This is a genomic window from Sphingobium sp. VMM, assembly GCF_056790315.1.
This window is the reverse complement of the sequence record NZ_JBXGSI010000011.1, coordinates 40,456-56,282: the sequence shown is the minus strand read 5'-3', so window position 1 is coordinate 56,282 and position 15,827 is coordinate 40,456. Positions and strand designations below refer to the sequence as shown.

The 15,827-nt window shown below is 65.7% G+C and carries 18 protein-coding genes; 4 read left to right on the top strand and 14 right to left on the bottom strand.

Features of this window, described 5'->3' with window-relative positions; translation table 11 throughout:
• Nucleotides 1-2 precede the first annotated feature (2 nt).
• From traU to ACUCV3_RS15430, 14 genes are all read right to left on the bottom strand, one after another.
• Nucleotides 3-1,019, bottom strand: coding sequence for a conjugal transfer pilus assembly protein TraU (traU, locus tag ACUCV3_RS15495; RefSeq protein WP_482240800.1), 1,017 nt, complete (start codon nucleotides 1,017-1,019; stop codon nucleotides 3-5).
• Nucleotides 1,019-1,288: a hypothetical protein gene (locus tag ACUCV3_RS15490; protein ID WP_482240799.1), complete on the bottom strand. Its 270-nt coding sequence runs from the start codon at nucleotides 1,286-1,288 to the stop codon at nucleotides 1,019-1,021. The genes traU and ACUCV3_RS15490 overlap by 1 nt, the downstream gene beginning before the upstream one ends.
• Nucleotides 1,288-1,947: a type-F conjugative transfer system protein TraW gene (gene traW, locus ACUCV3_RS15485; RefSeq protein WP_482240798.1), complete on the bottom strand. Its 660-nt coding sequence runs from the start codon at nucleotides 1,945-1,947 to the stop codon at nucleotides 1,288-1,290. The genes ACUCV3_RS15490 and traW overlap by 1 nt, the downstream gene beginning before the upstream one ends.
• On the bottom strand, nucleotides 1,944-2,477 hold the full coding sequence (locus tag ACUCV3_RS15480) for a S26 family signal peptidase (protein WP_482240797.1): 534 nt from the start codon (nucleotides 2,475-2,477) through the stop codon (nucleotides 1,944-1,946). The genes traW and ACUCV3_RS15480 overlap by 4 nt, the downstream gene beginning before the upstream one ends.
• Nucleotides 2,458-3,138, bottom strand: coding sequence for a type-F conjugative transfer system protein TrbI (locus ACUCV3_RS15475; protein ID WP_482240796.1), 681 nt, complete (start codon nucleotides 3,136-3,138; stop codon nucleotides 2,458-2,460). The genes ACUCV3_RS15480 and ACUCV3_RS15475 overlap by 20 nt, the downstream gene beginning before the upstream one ends.
• A complete protein-coding gene (locus ACUCV3_RS15470) occupies nucleotides 3,131-3,490 on the bottom strand; it encodes a hypothetical protein (RefSeq protein WP_482240795.1) in 360 nt (119 codons plus the stop codon). Before ACUCV3_RS15470 ends, ACUCV3_RS15475 begins: the two co-directional genes overlap by 8 nt.
• 4 nt (nucleotides 3,491-3,494) lie before the next feature.
• Nucleotides 3,495-6,086, bottom strand: coding sequence for a type IV secretion system protein TraC (gene traC, locus ACUCV3_RS15465; protein ID WP_482240794.1), 2,592 nt, complete (start codon nucleotides 6,084-6,086; stop codon nucleotides 3,495-3,497).
• 1 nt (nucleotide 6,087) lies between these two features.
• On the bottom strand, nucleotides 6,088-7,158 hold the full coding sequence (locus ACUCV3_RS15460) for a TraV family lipoprotein (protein ID WP_482240793.1): 1,071 nt from the start codon (nucleotides 7,156-7,158) through the stop codon (nucleotides 6,088-6,090).
• Nucleotides 7,155-8,033 (bottom strand): DsbC family protein, encoded by an 879-nt coding sequence (locus ACUCV3_RS15455; RefSeq protein ID WP_482240792.1) that lies wholly within the window; start codon nucleotides 8,031-8,033, stop codon nucleotides 7,155-7,157. Before ACUCV3_RS15455 ends, ACUCV3_RS15460 begins: the two co-directional genes overlap by 4 nt.
• Nucleotides 8,020-9,342, bottom strand: a complete 1,323-nt coding sequence (locus ACUCV3_RS15450; RefSeq protein ID WP_482240791.1) for a TraB/VirB10 family protein — start codon at nucleotides 9,340-9,342, stop codon at nucleotides 8,020-8,022. Before ACUCV3_RS15450 ends, ACUCV3_RS15455 begins: the two co-directional genes overlap by 14 nt.
• Before the next feature lie 3 nt (nucleotides 9,343-9,345).
• Nucleotides 9,346-10,149 carry a type-F conjugative transfer system secretin TraK gene (locus ACUCV3_RS15445; RefSeq protein WP_482240790.1) on the bottom strand — a complete coding sequence of 268 codons (804 nt, stop codon included), beginning with the start codon at nucleotides 10,147-10,149 and terminating at the stop codon, nucleotides 9,346-9,348.
• Nucleotides 10,146-10,712, bottom strand: coding sequence for a type IV conjugative transfer system protein TraE (locus ACUCV3_RS15440; RefSeq protein WP_482240789.1), 567 nt, complete (start codon nucleotides 10,710-10,712; stop codon nucleotides 10,146-10,148). Before ACUCV3_RS15440 ends, ACUCV3_RS15445 begins: the two co-directional genes overlap by 4 nt.
• A 1-nt stretch (nucleotide 10,713) precedes the next feature.
• Entirely contained in the window at nucleotides 10,714-11,004 is a 291-nt protein-coding gene (gene traL, locus ACUCV3_RS15435; protein ID WP_304537556.1) for a type IV conjugative transfer system protein TraL, read from the bottom strand.
• 61 nt (nucleotides 11,005-11,065) lie between these two features.
• Complete coding sequence (locus ACUCV3_RS15430) at nucleotides 11,066-11,386, bottom strand: TrbC/VirB2 family protein (protein WP_304537557.1); 321 nt, start codon at nucleotides 11,384-11,386, stop codon at nucleotides 11,066-11,068.
• A 369-nt stretch (nucleotides 11,387-11,755) separates the two neighbouring features.
• Here ACUCV3_RS15430 and ACUCV3_RS15425 point away from each other — a divergent pair, with 369 nt between their 5' ends.
• The 4 genes from ACUCV3_RS15425 to ACUCV3_RS15410 all read left to right on the top strand — a co-directional run bounded on the left by ACUCV3_RS15425 (nucleotide 11,756) and on the right by ACUCV3_RS15410 (nucleotide 15,826).
• Entirely contained in the window at nucleotides 11,756-12,223 is a 468-nt protein-coding gene (locus ACUCV3_RS15425; RefSeq protein WP_482240788.1) for a hypothetical protein, read from the top strand.
• Between the two features lie 108 nt (nucleotides 12,224-12,331).
• Nucleotides 12,332-12,880, top strand: a complete 549-nt coding sequence (locus tag ACUCV3_RS15420; RefSeq protein WP_482240787.1) for an XRE family transcriptional regulator — start codon at nucleotides 12,332-12,334, stop codon at nucleotides 12,878-12,880.
• Nucleotides 12,881-13,306: 426 nt separating this feature from the next.
• The gene (gene repC, locus ACUCV3_RS15415; protein ID WP_482240786.1) at nucleotides 13,307-14,578 is read left to right on the top strand and encodes a plasmid replication protein RepC; all 1,272 of its coding nucleotides are present in this window, start codon (nucleotides 13,307-13,309) and stop codon (nucleotides 14,576-14,578) included.
• Between the two features lie 390 nt (nucleotides 14,579-14,968).
• Entirely contained in the window at nucleotides 14,969-15,826 is an 858-nt protein-coding gene (locus ACUCV3_RS15410; protein WP_482240785.1) for a replication initiator protein A, read from the top strand.
• Nucleotide 15,827: the final 1 nt, after the last annotated feature.

The following is a 15,827-nucleotide window of genomic DNA, read 5'->3' as shown; positions in this document are numbered from 1 at the left end:
CCTCAAAACACGCAGCAGTTGCGCTTGCGCCAGACGAGATAGCCCATGTCCTCGCCGCCGGCCGGGAAGGCGCGGCCAGCATCGGGCGGCATCGTCGACGCGCCGATCGCCGAGCAGGCGAACCGCCCGCTCACCGTCGGAATCGGGTTCACCATCTGGAAGCGGTATTGCTGCTTCCGCATGATCGGCATCAGGTACTTCTTGCAGAGGCCCTCCGACCCCATCGTTCCCCAGGCCAGCCCCTCTCGGTGCATCTTGTAGGCGAACCGCGACAGGGCGAGGCGCGAGGACTGGACGTGGCCGATCGAGGCGGGGATGTTCCCGTTCAGAGGATACATGCTGCCCTGACACCCGGCACACCAGAACAGCGGATCGAGCGGAAGCGCGGCCGTCCCCGCGATACAGTCGCCGGCACACGCGGCCTGCGCAATGGGGTTGGCGAAGACGACCGCCTCGGGGTTGATGATCGCGGTGAGCGAGTCATCCTGCCAGAGCGGATCGACCTCCGTCATGTAGGCGATGTCGAACGACGCCTGCTCGAAGCAGACGAAGTCGGTCAGGATCTCCATCCAGTAGAGGAGCGGGTAGACGTACCAGTGGACGTGCCACTTGGCCGTGCTTTGCGAACGCCCGCCGACCATCGACGGGCCGGCCAGGTAGCCCTGCCCGATGTCGAACCCCGGCGCGATCCGCGTTCCTCCCAGATTGGAGAAGCACCACGGCTTCATCGTGACGTCGGCAAGCCTCGCCGGCTCCCAGAACCCTACCGAGATCCCGATGCGCGGTAGTGGGTCGGCGCAGGCACAGATCGGCGATGCCGGATTGTGGGTGTCGGGACGGTTGCCCGGCCAGATCTTCGCGGCCCCGATCGAGAGCGGGAAGAGGCACGACCAGCAGACGTCGGTGATCGGGTTGACGAACTTCCCGGTGCAGGTCGGCGCGGCGTCGGCGCGCGGGGACAAGGCCACCGTCACCAGCAACAGACCGAGGACGCCGACCAGCGCGCGCAGCCAGCGCATCAGCTCGGCTCCCCTGCCCGCTCGAGGAACGCGTTGTCGGCCGCGTTCTTCCGCCGGAGATACATCCACGAGTAGAGCCCGGTCGCGACGAGGAGCGCAACGGCAAGGCACGGAGCTGCGCGGCCGAGAGCCGCATGCACCTGAGCGAAGAAGCCAATGAAGACCGCGACCGACAGGCAAAGGCCCTGCCAGGTCAGCCGCATGCGGCGCAGCGAGCGGGTTTCGGGCGCCGCCATCGGAGTACGCAGAAGATCCAGCCAGAGGGGCATCAGCTTTTCGCTCCAGGCTTGAGGACCGTCTCCGAGACGTGGAGGAGCTTGCCCGTCTGCTCCACGACGGCCGGCGTGTGACGGATGCCGAACTTGCCGGTGAGACGCCCCTCTTGGTCGAAGAAGAACCGGCGCTTGCGGGCGGTCATGGATTCGATCGGCGAGCCGTTGACGAAGATGATCTTCGCATTGAGCTCGGTGAACCGCTTGGTTGCCCAGTCGACCTGCGCCGTATCGTCGCCGTCGACGAACACGAGGCTCTGCCGCATGGATACGAAGTCGAGCGGATTGATCCGTTGGCCCGCCTCCGCGATCACCTGTCCCTTGTGGTCACGGATCTCGCGCTCGAGTGTGATGGTCGGATCATAGTCCCACGTCCGCGCTTCCTCGGCCGGCGTGATCCCGGAGACGGGAACCGGCCGACGCACCTTCGCCTCGACCCGCTTGGCGAACGCCGCGTTGACACGGTCCATCTCGCCCATCGCCTGAGCGCGCTGCAGGCGTGCCTCGATCGTGGCGAGAAGATCGGCCTCGACAACCGGGAACGTCTGCCCCAGCTGGCCGAAGTCGCGCGCCTCGCTCCGCTCCGATCCCGTGAGCAGCACCGCGGCTCCGAGACAGGCGACGCCGGCAAGCGAGGCGGCGACGGCGCGGATCACAGGATCGCCTCGCCGGTGCCGACGATCTGCCGCTGACAGGCGAAGCCGATCGCCGCGTAGCGGGAATCGAACCCATCCTTGTGCGGAGTGCCGACATAGTAGCAGCCCGCCGGGATGACGCCGCTCGGGCCGATGGCCAGCGGCTCGCCCGCCTTGGTGAAGGGCTTGGTATAGGCGACGACACGGTGATTGACCGTGACGAGCCTGCCCCAGTGTCGGACCGTGTCGCCGGGCATCCCATAGACGATCTTGCCGAACATCTCGGGTTTCGACCCGAAGTGGCGACGGACAAGCTCGCTCTTTGGCGGAATGAAGAAGACGTACTCGCCGCGCGCCGGCACCTGGTTCTTGTGGATTACGAACGCCCAGTTGGGCAGCGAGTCCGTCGTGTTGATCAGTAGCGCGTGCTTGTCCCGCCACTCGCTGATCGCGCCGAGGATGACGCTACCGGCAACGAACGCCCCGAACAGGCCCCAGCGCAGCTTGCGTCCGCTCCTGGGAGGCGCGAGATCACTGACCGCCGTTGCCATTGGGACCTCCGAAGGACGAAACCATGGCTCCCGCCACGCCGGCCGGGGCACCGGGCATCGTGGTGGGCATCGCCTGCTGCCCGCCTGCGACCGGCGGAACGCCGCTGATCGGGTCGATCGTCGCCCCTTGCGATCCCATCATCGGTGCGACGGGGAGGGGCTGCGGTGCGGCTGCGGGAGCGAGCTGCTGCTGCAGCTGCTGCATCTCCTGAACGCTCGCCGGCCGGGGCTGGTGGATGCCGCTGGCGTAGACCGCCTTCTTCAGGCTGTCGGTGATGTCCGGCACGTTCTCGGTGAGGACCGCCTCGCCGACGAGCACGACCTGGCCCTTTTCGCTCCGCCGCTGGATCTCGTGCTTGAGCGACGACATGAACGTCCGCATCTCGGCCTCGACCTGCGCGGGCGGCGAGGCAGCTCGGGCCTGCGCCGTGACGTACTCGCCGACGATGCTCGAAAGGCTTGCCTTGACGATATGCTCCTCGCGGGGCGCGACGAGCGCCTTCGTGACCCACATCGACCAGATCAGCGCCACGACCAGCGCCGCGCCCATCAGAAGCTGACCGCGCGTGAAGCCGCCGAACCCGCGCTTGGCGCGGACGATCGGCGCCGATGCGGCGGGGGTGGCGGCGGTGGGGAGATCGAGTTCGGGCTGGTCAGCCATTGGCCTTGCTCCGCTTGGGGTCGCGCGCAGGGAGGATGCTGTGGCGACGGAAGAAGATGACCGCGGCCGAGAGAACCAAGTGCGCGACGATGAGGACGTGCTTGAAGGAGGCGATGCGCTCCGCGTCGGCTGCGACATACCGGCTCGCCATGTTGTTGAGCTGGTGCATCATGCCATCGACCGACAGACCGCCGATCGCGAGGAAGAACAGCACGAACAGACCCCAGGTGATGAGGAGCGTCGTGGCGAGGAAACCCGCCATGTGCAGGTAAAAGTAGAGCAGGAAGCCCACGTCGAGCTTGCCCTTGGGCCGCTCGAGGGCGGCGTCCGCCGGGGCCGGGATGGTCGCCATGTCGTTACTCCGCCGCGATGGCCGCCGGCTCTTCGGCAGGCAACGCCCATTTCTCGGGGTTGTTGGGATAGGCGATGCGCTCGATCGCCTCGTCCATCGTCAGGCCCTCGTGCACGAGCGCCTCGATCGCGGCGAAGGTGCGCGGGCTCGACGAGAACAGCGCGGCCGAATAGGGGTCGAGGACGAGCCGGCCCACCGCCAGCGTCTCCGGCCCCTTGATCATGATGTCCGAATATTCGAACCCGTTCCGCTTCAGCGAGCGCAGGAGCGCATCGGTGTAATCGTCCATCTCGAAGCGGTCGTGCTTCTTGAAGTCGGCGATCGTCTCCGGCTTCTGCTGCAGGATCACGAACCAGTCGCTGTTCTCCAGCGCCGCAATGCTGCCGGCCGACTTGTAATAGTCGTTCAGCGACTGCGTAGCGGTGACGAGCGAAGCACCGTATTTGCGGCAGGTACGCGCATAGGTCTCGATGAAGTCCGCCATCGCCCCGCCCCGAAGCATCTGCCACGCCTCGTCCAGGAGCAGCGCCTTGGGGATCAAGCGGTCGACCTTGCGCATCATCTGCTGCGACATGAACATGATCGCGGTCAGCACGACGCTGCGCAGCTCCTCGCGCGAGGACAGGTCGGAGAGCTCGAAGACGGTGAGCTGCGCCTGCAGCTCGAAGGAGACCTCGCCCTTGAAGAACTTGCCGTAGGTGCCCGCACTGGAGAACGGCATCATCGCGATCGCGAGGTGCGACGCGAGCTCGTTGCCGGTGTCGTTCAGCGTGGCGATCACGTCGTCGATCGAGCCGTTGCGACCCTTGGCCTCCCAGACGCGATTGACCGCTCCGTCGATCAGGCCGCGCTCGGTATCGGTGAGCCGGTCGATGTGCCGCGACATCTGGTTCACAATGGCCTTGAGCATCGCCATGCAATCGAGCAGGTAGTCCTCGTCCTCGGCCGCCTGCTTCTCGTCGATCATCGAGAACGGGTTGAGGCAGAAGCCGCTCGACATCGTGAACTCGACGAAGGCGCCGCCCTGCAGCTTGGCCGAGTGCTCGAACGACCGCCCGTCGTCGATCACCACCACCTTCGACCCGGCGCCGCACAGCGACGCGCACAGCTCCTGCAGCGCGACCGACTTGCCGCTGCCGCTCTTCCCGAACACCGCGACGTTGTGGTTGCCTGCGGCGTTCTCGAACGGGCTCCAGAAGAAGGGCTGGCCGCGCCGGCCGATCAGCAGGAGGTGGGGCGTATGACCGCCCAGATACTCGCCCTGGATCGGCGCGAGGTTCGCCGCGGTCGTGCTGAGCATCGTCCGCATGCGCTTCATGCGCTCGAGGTCCTTGGCCAGGCCGTTCGCCATCGTCATCGGCATGGCGCACAGGAGCCCCATGACCTGCAGGTAGCGATCGTCCAGCAGGTCCCAGCCTGCGGCGCGGTACACCGACTTCAGGATACGCTCGTTGGCGTCCCCCTTCCCTTTCGGCGAGAACGAGGTGACGCTGTAGAACAGCCGCACCAGCTTGCGCCCCTGGCGGATCTCGTCGTTGACGAACTTCCATTCCTGCGACTGGTCGCGGAGCTGCGGCAGGAACCGCGCCGACTTGGAGTCGGCGAGGCTCGTGGTCCGCATGAACTTGAAGCTGGCCTTGTTGGTCGCGGCCTGGGGATCGGGAAAGTCGAGGCAGAGGTTCGTCGCCACCGGGCACGGCATGCGCAGCTTGTCGGCGAACATATCGCCGATCAGCCGGGCGCAGTCCCAGGGCGCCCACCGCTGGGGCAGGTTCCGCACCGAGAAGGAGCGGACGTCGAAAACGTCGGGGTAGATCTCGCCGATCTCCGGCGCACCGTCGACCTCCTTGCCGGTCGGCCGGAAGCGCTCGGTCCGAAGAAGGATACGGTCGGGGTCGACCTTCATCTCGATGTCGCGTCGCACCGCCTGATCGGAGATCGGATCGAGCGGGTTGTAGCTCACCACGTCCTCGCCGGCCGCGGTCGTGGGCGAGGTGATGTCGTCGATCCACCCGATCAGCGCGACCGGGTCCATCTTGCGCGCCGACACGCCGATCGAGCCGAGCACCGAGATCAGCCCGTCCATGACGGCCACGATCTCCTCGTTCGAAACGCTCGAGCTCTCAGGCGTCGAGTAGGAGATCGCGACGCGATGATTGCGAAGGCAGAACGGGGCGTCGGCCGACAGCGAGTTCCAGACCCCGTCCGTCAGGAAGTCGACCCGGTGCTTCGCCATGCGCTCGTAAACGCCGCTCGCCGAGTAGCGCGGCAGATACCATTTGGAGAGCCGCTCGCTGATGCGCGGGCTCATCCAGTCGTGGAACTGCAGGGAACCCGGCGCCGGGATGCCCTCGGACAGGAACTGCGTGAGGATCTCGCCCGTGCGCTCGTCGGCACCGACGAGAGGCGAAACCTCGATCACGAAACCGCGCGACGCGGAGTTGTAGAAGATGCCCGTCTTGGGGTCGTAGCTGCGATAGGGCAGCCAGTGCGCCAGCATCGGCACCGCCAGGTCGGGTCGCTGCGCGTCGGGCCGCTTGCTGTCGCCGAACACGCCGGAGATCAGGTTGTCGAAGAAGCCGGGCTTGGCGCTCATCTCACTTGTCCTCCGGAACCAACGCCGGGAAGCTCGCGGCGCGGATAGTGGGGCTGGTCAGGGCCTTGAGGCCCGGTGCGGGTGCGGAAGCGCCGGCATCGCGGGCCGTCGCTTCGGCACGCCCCTGCGCTCTGCGATAGGCTTCGCTGCCCTTGATGCGGGCAACCGCTTCCGGACCTGATGCGGTCTTCGGCGCGGACACGAGCGCGGTCAGCTGGCCTGTCGCTCCCGACGCGGAACCACGATGGACCACCACGCCTGCCTGGGTTGCCACCTGAGCCGGCTTCGCCACGGGAGCGCCTTGGGCGACGCTCGGCACCGGAACGCCCGCCGGAACAGGAACGGGTGCCCGAGCCGCCGGCGCGACCGCCGACGTCCGCGTGCCGGTCGCGGGCGCCGGCGTGGCGGGCGTCGCCCGCCGCTTGCCGCGCTGACCCAGCTTGCTCTGCACGTCCGCCTTGATGGCTTCGACGGGATCGGCCTTGCGGGCGCGCGCCGCAGCAACGACGGCGGGGTCGGGCAGGTTGGGGTCGATCGCCGCGACGTCGATATAGCCGGGGGCATCCCGATCGACGACTTCGGACAGGCTGACCTCTGTCGCCCGCGCCGCAGGGTTGCGGTCGGGGATGGGGGTCGCATCGGCCAGGGCTTGCGCCTGCCATTCCGACTGGACGACGGTGTGGACCGCGCTCGCCTCGTGGAGACGGCCGCGATCGTCGACGTAGGGCTGGAACACGACGCGCAGCACCTTCTCGCGCGTCCGCGAGCCCGGAACCGCGCTGCGGTCGGGCATCGGCGCGGGCACCGACGCAGCTGTCCTCATCGCCCGCGGCTGCTGGGCGGGAGCCTGATACGGACCGGCCGGGATCATGGTGTCCCCGGCGTCACCCGAGATCATCGCGAGCGCGCGATCGTCGATCGTCGAGGACGGCGCGCAGATGCCGTCGGGAGCGCGACAGGAGAAGTCGCCCTTGATGTTGCCGCCCAAGGTCGCGCAGCCATTGAGAACGGCGAGAGCCGAAAGGCTCACCGCGGCGAGAGCGGCGCGACGGCCGTTGCGCCGCGCGATCACGACCGGCCTCCCTTGATCCAGTTCTGCAGGAACTCCTTGGGGCGGTAGCCTTCGAGCATGGCCCCGTCGCTCCGCACGATCACCGGCGTCCCGCTCAGCCCATGCTTGTGGGCGAATGCCTCATTGGCATCGAGACCGGACGTGTCGCAGCCCGCGCCGCCCTTGAACGGCTCTCCAGCGTAGGCGGCATGGAGCGCCTCCTCGCGGTTCTTCGCGCAATAGACCCGATCGGCGATGTCGCGGCTTCCCAGAACCGAGATCGGCCGCTCTACGACCCGCACATTCATGCTGCGCAGGACGTTGGTGAGCGCCCGGCAGTAACCGCACCGGAAGTCGGTGAAGACCGTGACGGTTTGGCCGGAGGGGTTGCCCCAGACGATCGCTCCGTCCTTGGGAAGGCTGTCCAGCGAGAGCACTGCCGGTCGCGCGGGAAGTGACGTCTTCTCGACGCGCCCCTTTGCCGCCGGCATCGCGCCGTCGGGTTCGCCGCCACCTTCGGCCGCGGCGGCATTGGCCTTCGCGGCACCACCGACCAGCATGTCGGGATTGATCTCGAGCAGCCGCGCCGCCGTCAGATCCTGCCGCGTTTCCATGTCGTACACGCGACCGATGATGAGATAGCGCGCGCCCGCGTCGACGTAGAACAGGTTCGCGCCGGCCGTGACCTCGCAGAGGCCATGCACCTTCTCGCAATTGACCTGGGTCAGCGGCGTCTTGGGCAGGCGCGTCTTGAGGAGGTTCGTGACCTGGACGCTGCTCGGGCTCGCGATCTGACCCGCGACAGCCATGCTTGCGGCGCCGATCACCGGCACGGCGACGAGCAATGCCGCCACCTTGGTCGGCAAGCGCCGACGGAGACGATCAATTCCGAACATAGACACCCTCCAGGAAGACAATTTCGACGTCGATTCCGGTCGGCATCTCGATGACCGGCTGATACTGCTCGGCGCGTTCGATCAGGTACTTCGAGACCATGTCGCCGCTCTGGGACACGCCCTCGCCGAACCCGCCCTGCGCGATGTCGCCAAGCCCGAGCTGCTCCCGCTTGCCGTTCACCGTCACGTTGGGCTGGGTCAGGAACGAGTTGGCGTTGGCGGAGAAACCGCGGCCGAACCCGCCGACGAGGCCGGCGATGAAGGCCTGGCTCACCAGTCCGCCCTCGCGCGACACGACGCGGCCGCGCACGCCGGTCTTGCCGCCGAACGCGATGAAGCCCTTGACCTCCGATACGGCGTAGCGGCCACCCGGCTGCGGGCAGGTCATCTTCTGCAGCTTGACGTAGACCTTCTCCGAGCTCAGCTCGCCACGCGCCGCGCCGTTGATCAGGCAACCCTGGATCTTGGTGGTCAGCAGCTTGCCGTTCTGGAGCACCGAGCGTGCGGGGCCTGTCACGCGAAGCACGACCGGCAGCGGATCGGTCTGGCTGTTGACCCCGGCTGCGGCGTCGACGCCCACGATGACCTTGGCCGACGCGAAGCTGTTGGGCGGCAGATAATTGGGGCTGTCGGTATAGACCGTGTTGCCCTTGGCCACCTTGGACGCGGTGCCGGTGTCGGTGGTCGAGAAGCTCACCATCTTGACCTCGGCCGAGTGACCGACCGGCACAGCACCCGCGCCACCTGCGGCGTCGGGACGCTGATAGGCTTGCGGACCACGCGGGCCATACATGGCCGCTGGGCCAGGAGCGGGCGGCGGCGCGGCCGGGCGGTCGTTGATCTGCTTGCGGAGCTGCTCGTTCTCGGCCTGATAGGCCGAAAGGACGCGCTGACCGTCGGCCTGCATCGCCTGGTTCTGCCCCTTCAGCGCCTCGATCTGCGCGGCGAGGTTGTCCATGCGGGCGGACTGGCCGTTGACCGACTTGAGCTGGTTCTCGGTCGACTGGAAACGGTTTTCCGAGAGCGCCATCCACTCCTGATTGGAGAGGTTGCGGTTGACCATATCCTTGGTCGAGACCTCGACCTTCTCGGCGCCGTCCGCGTCGGCGAGCTTCTTGTCGTCGTCGCCGCTGAAGATCCACATCGAGGAGAGCACCAGGCCGACGCCGGCGACGCCCGCGAGCAGCATGCGCTGCTTGCGCCGCACCGCCTCGTTGCCCGCGAGCTCGCCGCCGACCGGCGAGATGCCCTCGCCCTCCGCCTCATCCAGCGGCTTGCGCTTGCGATTGAAGATGTCCGCGAAAGCCATGGCTTACCTCACATTCTGGGAGACGAGGTAGGCCGTCGTGACCTTCCCCGGGGCGAGCTTGGGCTCGGCGATGGAGACGGCGAGCGCGCTGGCCGGAGCCACGGTGCGCTCGGTGAGCTCGGTCGGGGCGTCGCCCGTGTTCTCGATGCGCAGCACCTTGCCCGTCAGGTCCTGGCCGCGATATTCGGCGATCATCTGGACCTTGAGCTGGCCGACATAGACCGGCTTCAGGGTGCGCTGCCGCATCTCGTAGCCGTCGGCGACGCTGTTCGAATACATCGCCTGGACCAGCTCGACCGCCGCATCCTGCGGACCGGCCGCGACCTGCTGCGGGCTCGCCTCCGCGGCCTTCTCCTTGGCGATCGCCGGGTTGGAGACGAACACCTGGGCCGCCGCATCGCCGGCGATCCGGCACATGAACTTGTAGACGTAGCCCCGCTTCGTCGTGCCGAAGAACGACAGCGCCGATCGACCGAAGCCCTCGGGCACGCTCAGGTAGATGTCGCCGCGCACCGGCTCGTTGACGACCGAGAAATCGTCCTGCGGGTTGCCCGTCGAGATCTTGGAGACGCTGGCGAACTCGTCCTCGACCAGGCTGATGCGGGTCAGGTCCTTGGCGGACGCCTGACAGTCGACCTGCGCATTGTCGGCGGCCATGATCGTCTGATCGGCCCATGCCGGCTGCGCCAGGAAGAGAACGGCAAGCGCGAAGAGGAACCCACCGATTATCCTGCTCAGGATGCAGCTGATCCGCGACATGAGGACGGTCCCCACCGCCGCGCTGCCGACGGCGTAGATAGCGGTCATTGGTCTTGCTCCTTGCGGGTGCGAACCATTCCGAAGCCGACCAGACGGAGAGACAGACCCTCGTACTCCCAGTCGTACCGGAAGGTGCGGCGCTCGTTCGAGATCACCTTATTGCCGACGATGGTGTGCAGCTCGCCCGTCACCTCAGAGCGGAGGTTCTTCGGGTCGATCTCCATCGACTGTATCGTAAAGAACTGGGAGATCGAGGAGCCGCGCTGCTCGTTGACGATCTTGAGGAGATCGCCCTTGATCTTGCCCTGCACCCGCGGGCTCGTGATCGCGAGGACCTGGTTCATCCAGTATTCGAGGTTCTGCGGGCTGCGATCGAGCGTCAGGACGACGACGTCGCGCGTGATCATCTCGAGATACTGACGCGAAACACCCGCACTGCTGACGGTGATCGGCGACTGCAGCACCGGCTGCAGCACGACCTCACGATCGCGCGAGATGCCCAGGGTAAGAAGGAGCGCCGCCAGCGCGGCGAGCGCGGCCGCGACAACCACAAGGAGGTTGCGCTGCTTGAGAACGCGCTGGTTCTGCGCGTGGCTGTACGAGAGATCCATGTTAACCCGCCATCAATCGAAGGTATGAGGGCGGCGTGGCTCTCAGGCCGGTGAAGCCGGCCGGCAGATGCCAATAGGCGAGATGAAGCAGCCAAGACGCGGCACGACCAGCTTTTGCCTTCTTAAGTCCCCACCAGCCCGCGAACGCCGCGATCATGCCGATGAGGATGTGCTGGGTCATGATCCCCCAGACGAATGGTATGACCATCGCCAGGAACTCATCCAACGTCCACAGCCCGATCAGCTCAGGGTCGTCGAGATGAGATGGGATTGCGTACTTGTCTGCAGCCATTGCGCCACCCTCCCCGAGAGCGCGGCCGGGGCTGCCACCCCGACCGGCCCAAACGGATGCGTCAGATCGTCGCCGTCACGGTCGAGGTGACGATCGGAATGCCGGTGCCGGCGCCGACGCCGACGCCGACCGGGATCGCGATCTGGCCCATGGAGAAGCGGCCGGAGGCCAGCGCGACGATGCCGCCGGCGAGCGACAGCACGGTGATGACCTTGCCGCCCGACCCCTCGAGGAAGTCGGTGAACTTGGTCAGGGCGGTGTCGAACGTCGTGTCGGCGCCGGCGAACGCCGGACCGGCGAAGTAGAAGAGCGCGAACGCCAGCACGGCGAGGGCGAAGACCGCCATCTCCATGTGGCCGCTCTTTTTCAGCACGGACTGCATGAGTGTTTCCCTTCGATGGAGACGCGGCTCGTCCGCGCCCAAATGAAGGGTGAGCGAAGATGGATTCGGCCGACAATCAGGGGCCGGCGGAACGAAGTCCGATCTCGCAGGTTTTTTTCACTTCAGGCGTTTTTCGCCCGAAATCGCGTCCCGCCAGCGAGGACACCCGGCCTTTAATTCGGGACACCCGTCCCGGCTCCCGGGACACCCCGTCCCGGCTCCCGGGACACGCGTCCCGGTTGGCGACCACCCCCTCAAAGTGTAGAATCGACGCAACGACCACTGAGTCGTATAGGGCGCGTTCATCACATCCTCGCGATGATCGGCAGTGCCGGGGAGTAGCAGGATCGAGGCCAAGGACGTGCAGGAATGAGTGGGGATACTCGCGGTTATTCGCTCGACGTATCGGAGTACCTGTTCCGCCTAACCACGGAGAGCCTCAGGCTCTTGTCCAACGAAACCAAGCGCTACCACAGCCTGACCAGCATGGTGAACCAGCTCGCCGGCGCGGGCGCGGCAGATGCCATCGCCCAGCACGATGTCGAGACCCTGCGCCAGCACCTCAGCAAGATCCCGACGAAGGGACCGATTCGCATCCATCTCCACATCACCAAGACGAGCGCGGACAACCTGATCGAGGCCAAGAAGCGGCTCGCCAAGGAGCTCGGCTCCAGCCTCACCGTAGGAGACGCGATCTCCATGTTGCTGTTCGACTTCGTGGTCGATCAGAGCGCTTCCAGGCTCCTGTCGAAGCTCGGCGTCGATGAGGCGGGGCAGTCGCGCGACGAGCCGAGTCCGGACCGGGATACTTCCGATAACGTCGTTCGTCTCAAGTAGTTAGACGGGAGTCGCGCGCATCGCGGCCAGTGCAACAAAGGGTTGCCAATCTCCTAGGAATGAGGTTTGCTATCCGAGTCCGAACAGGATTTCGGGGGGCCTCAAGCCGTGCAATCCGTCGCTGCGATCGAACTGGAGACGTCTGCCTTTCCACCGTCTGAGGCGGGGGCATGCGCCCTGAAACCGCCCGAGCCGGACTATGTTCCGCTGATCAACACAGCGATGGACAACCAGAAGCTCGGCGTTCGGCAGATCGCGATCAAGACAGGCATCAGCAAGACGCGGCTCGGCCGCATCCTGCACCGCGATCCCGACCAGCGGGCACCGATGACGCTGCCGGAGTTCCAGACCATCCTGCGCGCCCTGAACATGGACCTCATGCACGCGATCATCAGCGTGGAGATGGCGCGCGACCTCGAGCTGATGGGCGACGAGCGGTTCGCAACCCTCGTGACGATGCTCAGCACCCTCTTCCAAGGCCTGCCGCACCGGATCATCGAGGCGCTGCGCGAACTGGACGGCATGGACGGAACCGAGATCCGCAAGGAATGGGGCGGCTACTTCCAGGCAGCAGTCATCCGCAAGATGGTCGGAGAAATCAGCAACGTGCTGCGGCGTCGTGCCGATGACGAAGACGGCAACTTCTTCAATCTTTGAGCTGCCCGACTTTTTTTGGCGCTGCCCTGCACCTAAAAGCACTAGCGAGCGGCCCTAAAAGCACTGGAAATAGTTGCGCGTTGACGTGCAAACGTCCGCAAAAGCACTAATAATCGCGCTCGCTCCAGCTTTCCCCACCGTTAACACTGATCCCACACCCTCTCTGGATTCGGCAGCATGCGCTGACGCGGTCCCGTGAGGTGAGCTTCGATGCGCCCGCACCGTCTCGAAGGCTCTGGGATCAACGTGCGGGATGGAGATGTCGTGCGGACAAGAAAAACCCGGCACTAGGCCGGGCTTTTCGGGTGGTCATAGAACCTGTCTGGAAACCCGGTTCTAGCTGACCTCCCCTGAACAGACAAGCTCGAAGCGCGATTCGCGCATCGGCTAGATGTGTCCGAACGGCATTCCCTCAGGGAGTGACGAATGGGAGCCTATACCCCGAAGCGATCGGGCGGCATGCGCCGCTACAACCAGTTCAACTCCGTGGTCGAGCGCCTCGCGAAGGGCTACGCCGGTCAGGAGAAGGTCTCCCCTGCCCGCCTCCTCGGCAAGCTGAAGTGCGCGGCGCCCTATATCGGTGTGCCGCCCTCCGTTCTGGCGCTGCTCGACGCCCTCATCCCCCACTCCAAGTCGCAGGATTGGCTTCCCGGCCGGGTGCCGCTCGTCTGGCCGCGCAACGAGACCCTCTCGCGCAAGCTCGGCGTCTCGGTCCGCCAGGTGCAGAAGACGATCCGCACCGCGATCGAGTTCGGCCTGATCGTGCCGTGCGACAGCCCCAATGGCCATCGGGGCGGCAAGCGCAACGCCGCAGGGGACATTCTCTGGGGCTACGGCTTCGATCTCCGGCCGCTTGGAACACGCTCCGACGAGTTCGACGCGATCGCGGCCAAGGGCTATGCCGAAGATCGCGAAGTCGATCGCCTGAAGCGCGCCTTGTCGGCCGCACGACGCCGTGCCCGCACCCTTGCTAATGCGGTGCTGGACGCCGGCATTGAGGGCATTGATGGAGCCCGCGAGATCGAGCTCGTCCGGATGGCGCTCGATCATGTGAAAGGCAAACGCGACCTGGACGCGCTCATCCGGTGCCTCTCGCAGGTGACGCAGCGCGTCGACGCTTTCCAAGCTGCCGTCGACGGGGCGCTGGAGGCGCTTATTCCCTGTGAAACAGCGATGGATGCGGTCGAATGTCCTGTTGATAGTTCACCCAAGGGCGAACCAGCGTTCGCCGACTCTACAACTACAACCCAACTTAAAACTGCTAACGCAGTTACAGGTAGAGGCTTGGCGAGGAAGAGTAGTGATGCCTGGGACATCGCCCTCCTCGCACCTCAGAGCAATGTCGAAGCCGACCTGGATCGTCACGGAATCGATCCCAAGTTCGTCGCGAAGGCGGCACCGGAGCTAATCTGGGATCTCGACATGGGGCCAAGGGCCTGGGGCAGGCTCATCAGCATCGCCGAGGGCCTGACCGGGCAACACGCGATCGGCGCCCATGCCTGGCGCGAGGCATGCCGGTTGATGGGCCAGCGCGGGGCCGCAGCCGCCGTCATCGCGACGGTCACGAAGAACGTCAGGGGCGAGGTGCGTTCGCCGGGGGCATATCTGCGCGGCATGAGCGCCAAGGCAGCGACCGGCGAGCTGAACCTCGGCAAGACGTACCACGGCCTGCGCGAAGGGCTGGAACAGGCAGCGTGAGCGATCCGGTGGCGCACCCAAAAGCACGTTGGCGAGCCCCTGCCCCCCGCGATCCGGCATTTCGTACCTAAAAGCACGAAGTATCGCACCCAAAAGCACGAGCCGAATGCCTCTAAACGAGCCCGATGGCGCATACCGCACCCAAAAGCACGATGTTTTCTAGCCAAAGCGCGAGTTTTCAGGTGCGTTCAGTCCACGGCGCACCCAGACCCTCATGGATTTTGGGTGCGGTTGGGAGCCGGAGCCCGCATCCTACGACGATTCCTAGTGCTTTTGGGTGCGAAGCGGTCGTTGCCGGTGGTCGGATGACGCTGCCGACGTTAACATGGATGCGAGTCATGGAGGTCCAGCGCGATGGCACGAAAGCGCACTAACACCGAGGTACAGGGAATGTTGGCGCTGGACTGCCCGCTGCGCGGTGACATCCACGGCGACCGCAGCGTCATGGACTTCCCATTCTTCGCGCTCGAGAAGAAGCCCCAGACCGGCATCATCGAACACAAGATCGGCAACGTCTCGATCACCATCCGCGCCGGCGAGGGCGGGATCGCCACGATGTACGACAAGGAGATCATCCTCTACGTCGCATCGATCATCTTCGAACAGAAGGCGCGCGGCCAGGCTCTCTCCCAGGAGATCACCTTCACCGCGCACGACTTCTTCCGCGCGACGGGAACGCCCAACCCCGGCAAGCGGGACTATACACGCTTCACGGACGCAATGTCCCGGCTGCAGGGCACGCAGATCCAGACCAACCTCAAGACGGGCGGCGCAGGACACCGCGGATGGTTCTCGTGGGTGGAGAACGCCCAGGTCATCTACAACGACATGCCCGAGGGCTATGAGCGGCTCCAGGCGGTCAAGATCCGCCTCTGCGACTTCCTCTTCCGCGCGATCGAGCGCGACGTGTCGATGTATTCCTACCATCACGAATACTTCAAGCTCGGGCTGATCGAGCGCCGCCTCTACGAGATTGCCCGTTCCCACTGTGACGAGGGTCCGTTCGAGGTCGACCTCGAGTCGCTGTTGAAGACCGTGGGCAGCAGGAGCGCGCTGCGACGCTTCAAGCAGCACATCAGCGACATCCAGCAGTCCAACAGCCTGCCGCACTACAGCATCGCGATGCGCGACCAGATCGAAGGGAGCCGGGTGCGCGCGCGCGCCAACGAGACGATCGTGACGTTCTCGGAGCGGCCCGCGGCGGCAGAATGCCCCTACGTCCAGCACACGCTCGAGGCGATCGCCTGAT